Raw genomic sequence first — 13,930 nt, forward strand, 5'->3', positions numbered from 1 at the left:
GGATGCTGCGCGTCTTGATTGCAGAAGATGAGGATATGATACGCAAGGGCCTTGTGTATACCACAGACTGGCTTTCCATGGGCTGCGTGGTGGTGGCGGAGGCCTCTGACGGTAAGGATGGATATGAGAAGATACTGGAATGCCGCCCGGATGTGGTGATCACGGATATCTGCATGCCGTTTATGGACGGGATTGAAATGGTTAAGAAGGCGTCGGAACAGGTGAAATTCAAAAGCATCCTCCTGACCAGCTATGCGGACTTTGAATATGCCAGGAGGGCCATTGAGGCCAGGGTATGTGAATATATCCTGAAGCCTGTGGACGAGGAGGCCCTGGCAGGCATCATGAAAAGGCTGGAGGAGGAGATTGCCAGCACCAGGCAGGTGGAATACGCCCTGGAGCAGGCGGAGCTGGAGGGCGGGAGCATGAACCTGGAGTATTACATGCAGCTGGACCTTTCGGAAAACCAGTATGTGTCCAGGGCCATTGGGAAGATTAAGGAGCATTTTGCCGAGAAAATCAGCATCGAGGGAATCTCGGAGGAACTGGGTGTCAGCGCCAGCTATCTCAGCAGGAAGTTCAAGGAGGTGACGGAGCAGACATTCCTGGATTTCCTGAATAAATACAGGGTTCAGCAGGCAGTTGCCATGCTGAACACAAGACAGTACCGAATCAGCGAGATATCCGAGGCCACCGGGTTCACGGATTATAAGCATTTCTGTTCCGTGTTTAAGAAATACACGCTTAAGTCGCCCACCAAGTTCATAAAGGGGATGTAGTCCTGGGGTGTGTTTGAAAATTCATTCCCGCCATCTGCACGTCCCACTTCGCGGCATATTTGGTCCCAATTCGGTCAACGTAGCCCGCTACGCCTCCCTCATCGGGACCAAATCTCCCACAAAGTGGGACGCACAGCTGACGGAAAGCAATTTTCAAACACACCCTAAGCATAGTGATAGGTGCCGCGGTATTTCTTCATGTAATGAATACTTAACAGCAGGCCGCCCAGTTCTGCAATCGGAATCGCCAGCCACACGCCGTCCACCCCGATAAGGAAGGGCAGGACCATAAGGCTTGTGATGATAAGGCCGAAGGTGCGCACAAAGGAGATGACGGCGGATATCCGTCCGTCTGAAAGCGCGGTAAACAGGGCGGATGCAAATATGGTAAAGCCTGAGAACAGGAAGCTGAAGGCAAATATGGTAAAGCCATGGCGGGCCAGGCCGTAGACCGGGCTTCCTGGTTCGGCGAATATGCCCACCACGATGCTTCCGCCGAACTGGGCCAGCAGGAAGGTGGCCGCCGAGGTCACGAGGGTAAAGATGAGGGAGGTCTTAAATACCTGCCCAAGCTGTTGCTGGTTCCCGCTTCCGTAGTTAAAGCTGATGACCGGCGAGACACCCTGGGAAAAGCCCATGAACAGTGCGTTCAGCAGGAACTGGGAGTACTGTATGATGGTGATGGCCGCAACCCCGTCCTCCCCTGCAAAGTGCATCATGGCCAGGTTGAACAGGAAGGTGATGATGCCGGAGGAAAGGTTGGTCACCATTTCTGAGGAACCGTTGATGCAGGTGTCCTTAAGCTCCCCCTTTTCCATGCCGGGCCGTACCAGCCACAGGGAGCTCCTTGCATATGAAAAATAAACCAGGCCGATTACAGCCGGAATCATGTACCCGGTCACCGTTGCAATGGCGGCGCCTGCAATCCCAAGCCCCATGGGCACGATAAGCACATAGTCAAGCACGGCGTTGGTGACCCCGGCCAGCAGGGTCAGGAACAGGCCGATGCCCGGCCGTCCCTCGGTGACAAAATACATCTGGAACTGGATCTGGAGCATCAGGGCCGGGGCAAATGCCAGCTGCCAGCGCAGATAGGTGACGCAGTCCTTTAAGAGGACTTCGCTGGAGCCTAAAAGCAGGGACAGGGGCGTGGCAAACAGGTTGCCCAGGATGGCTATGACCAGCCCGGCCCCGATATTTAACAGAATGATCATGGTGAATGTCCCCCTGGCGCTGTCAGGACGGCCTTCACCCATTTTTTTGGCGACAATGGCGCTGCTTCCCGTGGAGAGCATGACGCTTAAACCCAGCACGATATTGATGATGGGATATACGATATTGATGGAGGACAGGGCATTGGTGCTTACAAACCTGGAAACAAAGACTCCGTCCACAATGGTGTACAGGGACATGACAACCATCATGATGGTGGTTGGCATGGCAAACATCAGTAAAGACCCGAAGGTAAATTTTTTTGATAATGAATGACTCATAAAAATACTCCTGCTTCTATTGTAAATTTCAGCCGCAGGTATTATCATATAGTATAGGGTTACCCGATAGTCAAGAGGAGATTGAAAAAATGGAAAACCGCACGGAACTGTATTTTACAACCGGAGAATTTGCACGGATACTGGGAGTTAAGAAACATACCCTGTTCCACTATGACCAGATAGGGCTTTTTTCGCCTGCGCTGAAGGAGGAGAACGGATACAGGTATTATTTTGTCTGGCAGATGGATGTGTTCGAGGTCATCAAGGCGCTGCAGAAGCTGGGCATGCCCCTGGAGGAAATCAAGGAATACATTGAGAACCGTTCGCCGGAACGGTTCATGGAAATGATGGATGAAAAGGAGAAGCAGATAGACAGGGAGATTGAACACCTGAAACAGATGAAGCGGTTCATACGCAATGAAAAGGACAACATAACCGCGGTCAGGAAGGCTCCCCTCAATGTCCCCATGCTGGTGGAGCGCAGGGAAGAGTTCCTCCTGGTATCCGACATCACGGCAACGGACGAGCGCAGGACGGCCGTGGAGATTGCAAAGCATGTAAGGGAACAGGAAAAGTACCACGGCGCCATGGGGGCGGTTGGCTCCATCTGCCTTAAGGAAGACCTGGAAAAGGGAATATTTGACAAGTATGTAAAGGTCTATACAAAGCTTGAGAAAAAGGCCGCGTCCCCCAAGGTCATGAAACGCCCTGCCGGTGAATATGTGGAGATGTATTACCGGGGGTATGCCTGGGATATGGAGGTTCCATATAAACGGATTACGCGGTTTGCCGAAGAAAACGGGTGGGTTACAGGGGAAATGTGGTATGAGGACCTGCTGTTGGATGAACTGACGGTTAAGGGATATGAGGACTATGTGGTCCGGGTGATGGTGCCCGTATGCGGGGGGAGGTAAGGAGAAGGGAGGAAAAGAGGAAGGAAAAGATGCGGGCCATCATAGACAAACAGGGGTACAGCGGTTATAATGGCAGTATGAATACTGGAAAAAGAAGGGGATTTGTGTAAATCCTTGGGGAAGGGTATTCCAAAGGAGAATGGTTTTATTATGAAGTCAGAGCTGTGGCGGAGAGTGGATGTTCAGGTATCGTTATTTACAGCGGTCATTGTGGCCATTCTTTCCTATTCTATTTTTATGGTTCAGTACAGGATTACATATAGCGATATGCTCCGCAGCCTGAACGACCAGGTGGAACACATCTATTCCTATATCGGAGAGAGGATGGACACGGATACATTTAAGCACGTGTCCGTTCCGGGGGATGTGCAGAAGGAGAGTTACCAGAGGATGCATGACTGTTTCCGGCGGGTAAAGGAGATTACAGGCGTCATGTACCTGTACACGGCCAAGATGAACGGCAATGGGGAATTCGTCTATGTGGTGGACTGCCTGGAGCCAACGGATGCGGATTTCAGGTATCCGGGCGATCTGATTGAGCGGGAAATCTATCCGGACATGCAGCGGGCCTTGAATGGCGAACGCGTACTGCCGGATAAGATAAAGAAGACGGACTGGGGGAAAATCTTCATCACATACCTTCCGATTTATGAGGGGAAGGAGATAATCGGCGTGGTCGGGATTGAATTCCGGGCAGACCACCAGTACCAGGTATACCAGAACCTGCGGAGGGTGCTGCCTGTATTCATCCTGTTGTTCAGCCTGATGGCCAGCCTGGTGTCCAGGTACCTGTTCCGGCGCATATCCAATCCTTTTTATAAGGATATGTCCAACATGGACTACCTGACCCGGCTCAAGAACCGGAATGCCTACCAGCTGGATGTGAAGAACCGGATTGCGGCTAAGAAGGAAAAGGACACGGGTTTCATCCTCATTGACCTGAACAGCCTGAAGCATATTAATGATACCATGGGGCATGAGACAGGGGACAGATACATCACCTGCATATCCCAGGCATATCTGAACATGGGGCCGGAAGATGGAATCATGTACCGCATTGGCGGGGATGAATTCGTGGTGGTGATGCCGGGAGCCAGTGAGGAGAAGATAGGGAGCTTTGTCAGCAGACTGGAGTCGGAGTTTGAAAAAATGGTTTTCATGCCGGGACTTACATTTGCCTGGGGAGCAGCCATTTATGACGCGGAAACGGATGACGACCTGTTCAGCACCTGCCGCAGGGCGGATAAGAACATGTACATGAAGAAGCAGAAGTTTTATGAAGATAGGAAGAAGCGGGAGGACGGGAATGGGACTGTTTGACAGGCACATGGTGGTGCCTGCGTACAGGGAAGAAATTGAGTATAAGCTGGAATACGGCATGGAAACCCTGGATAAACGGTTCTGTGACAGCGGCCTGCCCATGATACTGGATATCCAAAGGCCCAATTACCGTAAGGATTTCAGGGCAGAATAAAGAGTATCCGCCTATTCGGGGGGCCCGCCCTCCACGAACCTTACGGGGGAGCAGCCCACGTATTTCTTAAATACCTTGATAAAATACTTATAATCGGAAAATCCCACAAGGTCTGCGATTTCGTAGACCTTGTATTTATTTTCCTTCAAAAGCTCCACGGCCTTCTGCATCCGGTAGCGGTTAAGGAAATCATTGAAGGTATAGCCGGTATCGCTTTTAAACTTGGAGTTGAGATAGGTGCAGGACATGCCGCACTGTTCGCTGACATCGGTGAGGGAAACCCGGGAGGAGTAGTGTTGTCTTATGTAATCCATCATGAATTCCACGTACCGGTTCCCTTCCTTTATTTCATCCAAGGAGATTCCGTCCAGTATGCCCAGCTTTTTCTTTTCCATATCAATCTGTTTCATATCGTCCCGCAGCCTGGCCGCGGCCTTCTGCTTCCTGGTAATCTTATCCAGGGCATCGTACAGTTCGTTAAAATTAACCGGCTTCAGCAGGTATTCCGTTACCCCAAGCCCAATGGCCTTCCTGGCATATTCGAACTCGCTGTAACCGGAAACAATGATGGCGTCATATCCGTATTCCGATATGCTTTCCTCCAGCATGGCAAGGCCGTCCTTAACCGGCATGTTGATATCCACAATCACGATGTCCGGCCGGTGTTCCCTGATTTTCTCAAGTCCGTCCTGGCCGTCCACTGCCTCGCCCGCTACCACGCAATCCGCCTCCTGCCAGTCCACCATGAACATCAGGCCTTTGCGTATGATATCTTCGTCTTCCACAATCAGGACTTTATACATCATGTTTCCTCCATATCTGCCGGAAGGGTAACAATTACCCTGGTCCCATTGCCCGGGCTGCTCTCGATGGTCATGCCGGACTCAGGTCCGTAGAGAAGCCTGACCACCCGGTGGGAATTATAAAGGCCAATGTGTTCCCTGTACACGTCCTCCTGTTCCAGCCCTTTCCTCAGTTCCTTTAGTTTGTCTTCGCTGATTCCGCTGCCGTTGTCCTCCACGCACAGGTTCAGCTGGCCGTTTTCCTTCCATGCGCTGATGTTGATTGTAATGGAATGTATGTTCTTCATGCCATGGACCAGGGAATTTTCCACCACTGGCTGCAGCAGGAGCTTTGGGATCTTACAGCCCATCAGCTCTTCCGGGATGTCTATATGATAGTTCAGCCTCCGGTTATAACGCATTTTCTGAAGCAGCAGATAATCGTTGATATATTCAATATCTGTCTGTAACGGTACAATGGTGCTTCCGTAATAAATGCTGTAGCGCATCAGGTTAGCGAAGGCCATCACCATATCTGACGCCTTGGCGGTATCAATGGCTATCTCATAGCGGAGGGTTTCCAGCACATTGAAAATGAAATGCGGGTTAAACTGTTCCTCCAGCTGCTTAATCTCCATGATCCGCTTGCGCTCCGTCAGTTCGCTGTTATGCAGCATCAGTTCCTCCCGCTGGGTCACCATGTTGCAGAAGGCGTCCCCCAGCACCTTGAATTCATCAAACACCTGCCCCTGAAGCTTATAGTCCATGTTCCCACGGCCCATCTCCGCCACGGCGTGCTGCAGTTCGTCAATGGCTTCCAGGTTCTTTCCTGCAATCCGCAGCGAGAGTGGCGTGATCATGATCAGCATCAGAACGCCCACGATGAGGAGGAAAATCATGCCGTAAGAGACAAGGGTGCGCTGGAACTCCATGGACACCAGGGTATAGAGGACCAGGGTGCTCTCGGGCAGCAGTTCCTTCTGTACGTGGTAATGCTTTCCGTTCACCTTGACCACGTTCCCCTTCTGCCACTCCATCCTGTACTTTCCCGCAGGATACTTCTCCATGGGGTCGGCGCTCTGTCTTCCGATGGAAAATATAAGGTTATCGTACCGGTCCGTGAGGATGACGTCATCCAGCGGATAATCCCGGACAGCCGCGTAAATCTGCTCATCCGACAGGTCAAAGAAAAGATATCCATACACCCGGTCCGGCCCGGACACTGCCCGTGCCAGCGCCAGGTCGCCAGCCTGTCCGTGGGCATAATTGAGCCTGCTGGGCATTGTGAAGATCTTATCCGGCTCCGCGGCCATTTTCTCAAACATGCTATGGAACACGGCGCTGTTAAGGAAAATTTCCCGGTTCCCCTCAAACAGGTTGGAGCTGACAATCTCCCCGCCGCTGTCCGTCAGAACGAAGCTGCACCGTATGGACTGTGCGTTGGAAAAGTCATACAGCAGACGGTTTACCTCGGTAACCCGCCCGCTGTCCCTGCCTTTTAAAGCCTCTAAAATCCTGTCATCCGACCCGAACCGCAAAAGACCGTCCTCATAAGCCCTGACCTGCTTATCAAGGACCGCCCCCAGCCGGGCATTGTTCTTCCTGTTCCCGCCTGCGCTGATCAACTGCACATTGATGAACAGGAACAGTCCCACCAGCACAAAGAGCAGGGCAATGATGGAAAATGCAAACCTGAGGAAAGACCTCTTGATATAATCCCTGTATTGGTTGCTTCCTGCCATGAGGCCCCTCCCCATAATGAATGATTGTTTTCAATGTGGACCCATATCTGTCCACATTCAGATTATATCATACTTCCGGCGGTCCTTCAGCCATAATAAGCCATATGATGGTTTAAATGCTGATATCGTTGCTTCCCGTCACCTTAAAGAACACCAACAGGGAAACAATGCTGGTCAGGGTCAGTATGGTGGAATAAGCTGCCGCGTTGCCGAAGTTACTGCGGATGACCTCTGCGTAGATGGCCACGGTCAGTGTCTGGGTCTTGCTGGTATAAAGGATGATGGAGGAACTAAGTTCGCTGATTAGGGTAATCCAGCTCATGATGGCCCCTGAGAGCACGCCTGACATCATCATGGGTACCGTCACCTTGACAAAGGATTTAGTCTCCGTACATCCAAGGCTTATGGCGGCTTCCTCCACACTGGGGCTGATCTGTCCGATGATGGCCGTGCTGGAACGGATGGTGTAGGGCATCCTGCGTATGGACAGGGAAATGATGATGATGACTGCGGTACCGCTGAGCAGCATGGGCTTGTTGTTAAATGCATACAGGAAGGAGATACCGAGCACGGAACCGGGGATGATGTATGGGAACATGGTAACCGTATCCAGTATGCCTGTGAGGAAGGATTTCTTCCTGACCGTAAGATAGGAAATCAGGATCCCAAGGACCACCACAATGGCAATGGCGCACAGACCGAACAGGTAGGTGTTGAAAATCGCGCTGTTGTTATTCTTGGAAAACAGCGTGTTCCTGTAATTCTCCAGTGAAAAGCCCCCTGTGTACACCGTACCGCCGCCCGTTGCCAGGAAGGAGGTGATGATGACCGTTATCTGCGGCAGGATTGCAATCAGCACCACTGCATAGACAAACAGGTGGGACAGGATGTTCCTGGCGCCGGTGCATTTCTCTGCTTCCATGGGTTTCAGGGCTGTCATGGAATAGGTGAAACGGTTGCCAAGATAGCGCTGGAGGAAAAAGAGCACCAGGGTGATGGCGATGACAATGACGCAGAGCGCTGCTGCAAAATGGTCGTCCGTGCTGACCTCGCCCATGAACTGGCTGTATATCAGTACCGGGAATGTCTTGTAGCCCTCGCCGATGAGCATGGGGGTGCCGAAGTCGGAGAACACCCTCATGAATACCAGCAGGGAGCTGGCAAGCATGGTGGGCATTACCAGGGGGACGATAATCTGCATCACCCGCTGGAATGCGGTGCAGCCCAGGCTTTCCGCCGCCTCGTTCAGGGAATTGTCCAGGTTCTTAAGCGCGCCAGAGATATACATGTAAACCAGCGGGAAGGACTGGAGGGAGAATACAAGCACAATGCCTGCAAACCCGTAGATGCCTCCCAGCTTCACATGGAACAGCCCGTTGAGGATCTTGGTGAAGAAGCCGTTCCTGCCCAGCAGCTGGATCCATGCGTAGGCGCCGATGAAGGGCGGTGAGAGATAGGAAATGACAATCAGTATGTTTAAGTACTTGCTGCCCTTAATCTGTACGCTGCGCAGCACATAAGCCATTACCAGGCCCAGGAAGGCAGCCACCACAGTGGACACGATGGTCACCTTAAAGCTGTTGACCAGGGTGCTCCAGTAATATTTCCTTGCAAAGAATTTGGTGAAATAAGCAAAGCTCAGCTGCCCGTCCTCGGACAGTACGCTTTTATAAAGCACCAGGACCAGGGGATAGACCACGAAGAGAATGAATAAGGCCAGGATTCCCAGTGCCATGACAATCCATATATTGAGTTTTTTCTCTCCTGCATATCTCATGCGTGCTCCCTCCTGACAATAAGGCTCTCAGTGCCTTCCTGGTTAAATACATTGATTTTGGCCGGCTGTACGCCCAGGCGCACCGGGGTGTGGTCCGGGATGATATCCCAGATATCGGAATTCTGTATGACCTCCATCTCCCTGCCGTCCTCTGCCTCCACAAAATAATGGGTGGTGACTCCAAGGAATACGCTGCTGCGCACAATGGCCGGTATGCCCTCCTGGCTGTCACGGCTGATGATGAACTCCTCAGGCCGTACCGATACCTTTACGGGCTGGCCCTGGAAAACCGTGTCATTCAGGTTATCCATGGCAACCGTGTAGTCACCGATCCTGACCCGTGTGCAGCCATCCGACAGGTCGATGGTTCCGTCCATGATGTTGGAAAGCCCGATGAAGGTGGATACGAAAAGGTTGGACGGGCGCTGGTAGATGTTCTTGGGGGTGTCAATCTGCTGGATGACGCCTCCGTTCATTACCGCAATCCGGTCAGACACAGCCAGCGCCTCCTCCTGGTCATGGGTTACATAGAGGGTGGTGATACCCACCTGCTGCTGGATCCGTTTGATGGCATTGCGCATTTCCACACGCAGCTTGGCGTCCAGGTTGGAGAGGGGTTCATCCATGAGAAGCACTTCCGGGTGGATGACAATGGCCCTTGCCAGGGCAACCCGCTGCTGCTGGCCGCCGGAAAGCTTGGTGGGCATCCTCTTCTTTAAATGGTCTATCTTCACCACCTTCAGGATATCATCCACCTGGGATTCAATCTGGGCCTGGGGTATTTTCCTGTTCTTAAGGCCAAAGGCCACGTTGTCACGGACCGACATGTGGGGGAATATGGCGTAATTCTGGAATACCATGCCCATGTTCCTCTTGTTGGTGGGAATGTCGTTGATTACCTTGCCGTCTATCTTAATCTCGCCGCCCTCAATGGTGTTAAAGCCGATGATCATGCGCAGCAGCGTGGTCTTGCCGCAGCCGGAGGGGCCTAAAAGGGTGAAAAACTCGCCGGGCCTTACATCTAAGGACAGGCCGTTTATGATGGTATCCTTTCCAAAACGTTTGATTACATTATCAATGCTGATTGCTACACTCATACCTGTAAAACCTCCTTCAATATCCTGTTTTTGGGGACAGAAAAGGACTGCCGTATCTGACGGGTACTGCCCGCCGGGGGAGGCGGCTGGAGCTGTGCGGTCAATCACACGGTTCCAATGCAGGATGATGGTCAGGTGCAGGGCAGTCCTTATTCTGTTTGGCTGTGCCGGAGCCTTCAGCATAGAGGTGACAGGCAGGTCCGGCACATGATGATCTGATTAATCCATGGAAGTCTCCATGTGTTCGCTGAACAGGTTGGTGATTTCGACCTTGTGCTCTGCAACCCATCCCTCGTCGTAATTGTCAAACAGTTTAATCTCAGACTGTGGAGTCATATAGTCAGCCAGTGTGGCATCTTTCCTGAGCGGCCGTACGGTCAGGTTGGAACCCACCGCGTTCTGGATTTTCTCAGAGAGCATGTAATCCACGAACTTCTTGGCGTTCTCAGGATGCTTGCAGCCCTTTAGGATTTGTACGGATTCCCCGGGGAATATGGCGCCTTCCTTTGGGAACACCACTTCAACAGCAGCGCCTTCCTTTACATAGTTGGCAGCCGGGTCTTCCCAGGTCAGTCCCACCACGTACTCGCCTTCGGCAACGCCTTTATATACCTGGCTGGAGCTGTTGCACATCTTGCCGTCCAGGTTGGCAATGAACTGGTCCACATAATCCCATGCCTGGTCTGACAGCGGGTCGCCGTCCTTGCCCATGCCGTAGAGCATGGCCAGCAGTGACTGGAATGCGGAGCTGGAGTTAACCGGGTCGCCGAATGCAATCTTGCCTTTTAATTCAGGGTTCAGAAGGTCCTCAAAACCGTCAATCTTCATGTCTCCCTTCAAGTCCTTGTTGACAATCATGACAGTGGGGTCGGCAAATGCCGGTGTGAAATATCCTGTGTTGTTGCGGAATGCCTCCAGCATGTTGCTGTCTTCCGGGGAGACATATTCCATGAACAGGTCCTTGGAAGAGGAAAGCATGGTCTGGTCGGCAACCCAGAAAATATCGCCCAGTGGATTATCCTTTTCTGACTGTGCCCTCTTTAACAGTTCTCCGGTTCCGGCAACCACGACCTCCACCTTGATGCCGGTATCCTTCTCAAACTCAGGAATCACCGCATTGTTTAAGGCCTCGCTTCTGGCTGTGTAGACCACAAGTACCGGTTCCTCCCCGCCGGAATCGGATGCCTGGGTACCGGAATCCGCCTGTGTGCCGGAACCGGCCTGGGTAGCGGCTGCTTCTGTCTTGGCAGGTTCTTCCGGTGCCTTTGTCCCGCCTGCGCCGGAACATCCGGTAGCTGCCAGTGCTGCTGCCATGATACATGCGGTTACTTTCTGGAATTTTCTCATTCTGAATCGCTCCTCCCTTATGTGTTGATTTACATTTGTTCCTATAAGTCAATTCTATCATCCGGCCATGGAAAGTAAATCCGACAATCCTACAAAAAGGTGGAAAATAAACAACAGACAGCCAGAAATGATAGATAATTTCCAGACTGTCTGTGGATATGGCTGAATGCTTATTGATTTTTATCTGCCGGATGCACTTGTCTACTTGTTTTTCTTGCTGTCCTTGCTTTTCTTGCCTTCCTTGCCCTCTTTGGCGGATTTTTTATCGCCTTTTTTGGATTTCCCGGCTTTCTTGGACTTTTCGCCCTTGGCGGATTCGGACTTTTTCGCCTTGGCTGGGGATTCACCGGTCCTGGCCTGGCTGGCTGCTGGGATGGAGGCATCTGTTGGGATAGAGGCGTCTGTTGGGATAGGGCCGTCTATTGGGATGGAGCCGTCCGTTAAAATGGAGCCATCCGTTAAAATGGAGCCATCCGTTAAAATGGGGCCGTCTGTTGGGATGGGGCCGTCTGTTGGGATGGAGCCGTCCGTAAAGATGGAGCCGTCCGTAAAGATGGAGCCGTCCGGTGAAGGTGCGCCGGATGAAGCAGGGGCCATGCTGTCAGAGGCATCCCCGGGGCCTCCCTCCGGAATGTACTCTATGATGTCGCAGATGTCGCAGCCCAGGATGGTGCACAGGGTATCAAGAGTGTGGGTGGATACGTGCATGTTCTTCTTCAGGCGGCCAATCTGTCCGGCACTGAAATTGTGCCGTTTAATCAGCCTGTACTGGGTCATGCCGCGGGCTTCCATGGTGACCCATAAGCGGTCATAGCGGATCATAGGGTTTCCTCCTCTTTATGTGGTTATTATCAATAACTGGATTATAACATGGAGGCCATGCAAATACAAGGATGATTGGTAAAAATGGGAATAAAAGAGAGGTTTTTGGGCATAGTTAGGAGTGAACAAAGAGTTATAGCTGAAGGAGGATTTTATATGACGGATTTTAAGTCAAGCGAGACAGCAAAAAACCTGATGCGGGCATTTGCAGGGGAGAGCCAGGCAAGGAACCGCTACACCTTTGCGGCAGGACTGGCCAAGGAGCAGAAGATGCCCATGGTTGAGATGGTATTCCGCTACACGGCTGACCAGGAAAAGGAACACGCGGAGATTTTCTATGATTATCTGAAACCGCTGGATAAGGAAACCATATTCATTGACGGAGGTTATCCGGTGGACCTGGAGAAGAATACCCTGGCCCAGTTAAATGCGGCTGCCCACAATGAATATGAGGAACATGACGTGGTATACAAATCCTTTGCGGAGGTGGCTGAAAAGGAAGGATTTACCCAGATTGCAGCCACCTTCCGAATGATAGCAGGAATTGAGAAGACACACGGGGAGCGCTTCCGCTACCTGGCAGACCTTCTGGGAGAGGGAAGGCTTTATGCGCGCCAGGAAAAGAACAGCTGGGTATGCACCAACTGCGGATACATTTATGAGGGGGAAGAGCCGCCCCAGTACTGTCCGGTCTGCCGCCACGACCAGGGATATTTTGCAGGCCAGGAGCTTTCACCGTGGTACCTCAAGGCATGACCCTGGCTTCTTAAACCGCTTTGTCACGGGCCTGACCGGGAATTTTGGTTTTACAAAGCATGGGACAGATGGTATAATGTCCGCAGACATGGCGGACATTATATCATGCTGTGCATACGGCAGGATGCGCCACGGCGCGTATGCAGGGATATGCCACGGCGCATAGGTCCGGTGGAATCGATGATGATGATGAAGGAGAAAATCAGATGGCGGTTAAAATCAATGCAGTCATATTTGACCAGGACGGCCTTATGTTTGACACGGAGCGTCTGGCGCTTGAAGGCTGGGAAAAGGCGGCCCACAGATATGGCATCTGCCTGGATAAGGAATTTTTGAGGGACCTGCGGGGCTGCAAGCCGGATAAGGTAAAGGAAGCCTTTTTGAAAAAGTTTGGCGGTGGGTTGGATTATGACGCCATATTTGAGGAAAAGCGCCAATATTCCTACCAGTGGATCCGGGAAAACGGGGTTCCGGTAAAGCCGGGACTGAAGGAACTGCTTATCTATCTGAAGGAGCGCGGCGTGAAGACTGCCGTTGCCACGGCCAGCAGCGAAGGCTGGACCCAGGGCAATGTGAAAAGCACGGGGCTGGACGGATATTTTGACGAATACATATATGGGGATATGGTGAAGGAGGCAAAGCCGAATCCTGCCATTTTCCTTATGGCGGCAAAGGTGCTGGGGGAGGAGCCGGGAAGATGCATCATCCTGGAGGACAGCTTTAACGGTATCAAGGCAGCCCACGCAGGGGGATTCCTTCCCATAATGGTGCCGGACCAGGACGAGCCGGATGAGGGACTGTCAAAACTTCTGACAGCCAGGTGCAGCAGCCTGGCAGATGTAATCGGCCTGTTTGAGGACGGGACATTTGAACCTGCCGGAACAGGAACGGTACGGACAATTTAACGGTACGTACAATTTAAAGGATGGAAGAGGAAGAAGCATTCT

13 protein-coding genes and 2 pseudogenes are annotated in these 13,930 nt (G+C 52.0%); 7 read left to right on the forward strand and 8 right to left on the reverse strand.

Annotated elements, in window-relative coordinates:
* Positions 1-2: 2 nt before the first annotated feature.
* A complete protein-coding gene (locus MCJ35_RS02620; protein ID WP_008721809.1) occupies positions 3-779 on the forward strand; it encodes a response regulator transcription factor in 777 nt (258 codons plus the stop codon).
* Here the strand turns inward: MCJ35_RS02620 and MCJ35_RS31800 are convergent.
* On the reverse strand, positions 763-936 hold the full coding sequence (locus MCJ35_RS31800; RefSeq protein ID WP_329602491.1) for a DUF6783 domain-containing protein: 174 nt from the start codon (positions 934-936) through the stop codon (positions 763-765). The two genes, MCJ35_RS02620 and MCJ35_RS31800, sit on opposite strands and share 17 nt — an antisense overlap.
* Here MCJ35_RS31800 and MCJ35_RS31805 point away from each other — a divergent pair.
* Positions 853-1,053: pseudogene (locus MCJ35_RS31805) on the forward strand (DUF6783 domain-containing protein); the annotation flags it as partial. The gene MCJ35_RS31800 and the pseudogene MCJ35_RS31805 overlap by 84 nt on opposite strands.
* Before the next feature lie 43 nt (positions 1,054-1,096).
* Here the strand turns inward: MCJ35_RS31805 and MCJ35_RS02625 are convergent.
* Positions 1,097-2,320: pseudogene (locus MCJ35_RS02625) on the reverse strand (MATE family efflux transporter); the annotation flags it as partial.
* Positions 2,321-2,361: 41 nt separating this feature from the next.
* On the opposite strand from MCJ35_RS02625, the gene MCJ35_RS02630 reads away from it, so the two are divergent.
* From MCJ35_RS02630 to MCJ35_RS02640, 3 genes are all read left to right on the forward strand, one after another.
* Complete coding sequence (locus MCJ35_RS02630) at positions 2,362-3,186, forward strand: MerR family transcriptional regulator (RefSeq protein ID WP_008721813.1); 825 nt, start codon at positions 2,362-2,364, stop codon at positions 3,184-3,186.
* 150 nt (positions 3,187-3,336) lie between these two features.
* Complete coding sequence (locus MCJ35_RS02635) at positions 3,337-4,506, forward strand: GGDEF domain-containing protein (protein ID WP_025483143.1); 1,170 nt, start codon at positions 3,337-3,339, stop codon at positions 4,504-4,506.
* Positions 4,493-4,660 (forward strand): suppressor of fused domain protein, encoded by a 168-nt coding sequence (locus MCJ35_RS02640; RefSeq protein ID WP_240299341.1) that lies wholly within the window; start codon positions 4,493-4,495, stop codon positions 4,658-4,660. Before MCJ35_RS02635 ends, MCJ35_RS02640 begins: the two co-directional genes overlap by 14 nt.
* 11 nt (positions 4,661-4,671) lie before the next feature.
* Here the strand turns inward: MCJ35_RS02640 and MCJ35_RS02645 are convergent, their stop codons facing one another.
* The 6 genes from MCJ35_RS02645 to MCJ35_RS02670 all read right to left on the reverse strand — a co-directional run bounded on the left by MCJ35_RS02645 (position 4,672) and on the right by MCJ35_RS02670 (position 12,227).
* The gene (locus MCJ35_RS02645) at positions 4,672-5,463 is read right to left on the reverse strand and encodes a response regulator transcription factor (protein ID WP_008721820.1); all 792 of its coding nucleotides are present in this window, start codon (positions 5,461-5,463) and stop codon (positions 4,672-4,674) included.
* Positions 5,463-7,184: a sensor histidine kinase gene (locus MCJ35_RS02650; RefSeq protein ID WP_025483142.1), complete on the reverse strand. Its 1,722-nt coding sequence runs from the start codon at positions 7,182-7,184 to the stop codon at positions 5,463-5,465. The genes MCJ35_RS02645 and MCJ35_RS02650 overlap by 1 nt, the downstream gene beginning before the upstream one ends.
* A gap of 112 nt (positions 7,185-7,296) precedes the next feature.
* On the reverse strand, positions 7,297-8,961 hold the full coding sequence (locus MCJ35_RS02655; RefSeq protein ID WP_008721823.1) for an ABC transporter permease: 1,665 nt from the start codon (positions 8,959-8,961) through the stop codon (positions 7,297-7,299).
* Positions 8,958-10,058: an ABC transporter ATP-binding protein gene (locus MCJ35_RS02660; protein WP_025483141.1), complete on the reverse strand. Its 1,101-nt coding sequence runs from the start codon at positions 10,056-10,058 to the stop codon at positions 8,958-8,960. The genes MCJ35_RS02655 and MCJ35_RS02660 overlap by 4 nt, the downstream gene beginning before the upstream one ends.
* Before the next feature lie 219 nt (positions 10,059-10,277).
* Positions 10,278-11,405, reverse strand: coding sequence for an ABC transporter substrate-binding protein (locus MCJ35_RS02665; RefSeq protein ID WP_025483140.1), 1,128 nt, complete (start codon positions 11,403-11,405; stop codon positions 10,278-10,280).
* 201 nt (positions 11,406-11,606) lie between these two features.
* Entirely contained in the window at positions 11,607-12,227 is a 621-nt protein-coding gene (locus MCJ35_RS02670) for a helix-turn-helix domain-containing protein (protein WP_025483139.1), read from the reverse strand.
* 156 nt (positions 12,228-12,383) lie between these two features.
* Here MCJ35_RS02670 and rbr point away from each other — a divergent pair, with 156 nt between their 5' ends.
* Both rbr and MCJ35_RS02680 read left to right on the forward strand, forming a co-directional pair.
* Positions 12,384-12,983, forward strand: a complete 600-nt coding sequence (gene rbr / locus MCJ35_RS02675) for a rubrerythrin (protein WP_120057177.1) — start codon at positions 12,384-12,386, stop codon at positions 12,981-12,983.
* A gap of 206 nt (positions 12,984-13,189) precedes the next feature.
* Entirely contained in the window at positions 13,190-13,888 is a 699-nt protein-coding gene (locus MCJ35_RS02680; protein WP_025483138.1) for an HAD family hydrolase, read from the forward strand.
* Positions 13,889-13,930 lie beyond the last annotated feature (42 nt).

Source organism: Enterocloster sp. OA13, from assembly GCF_022440595.1.
Classification (GTDB): domain Bacteria; phylum Bacillota; class Clostridia; order Lachnospirales; family Lachnospiraceae; genus Enterocloster; species Enterocloster hominis.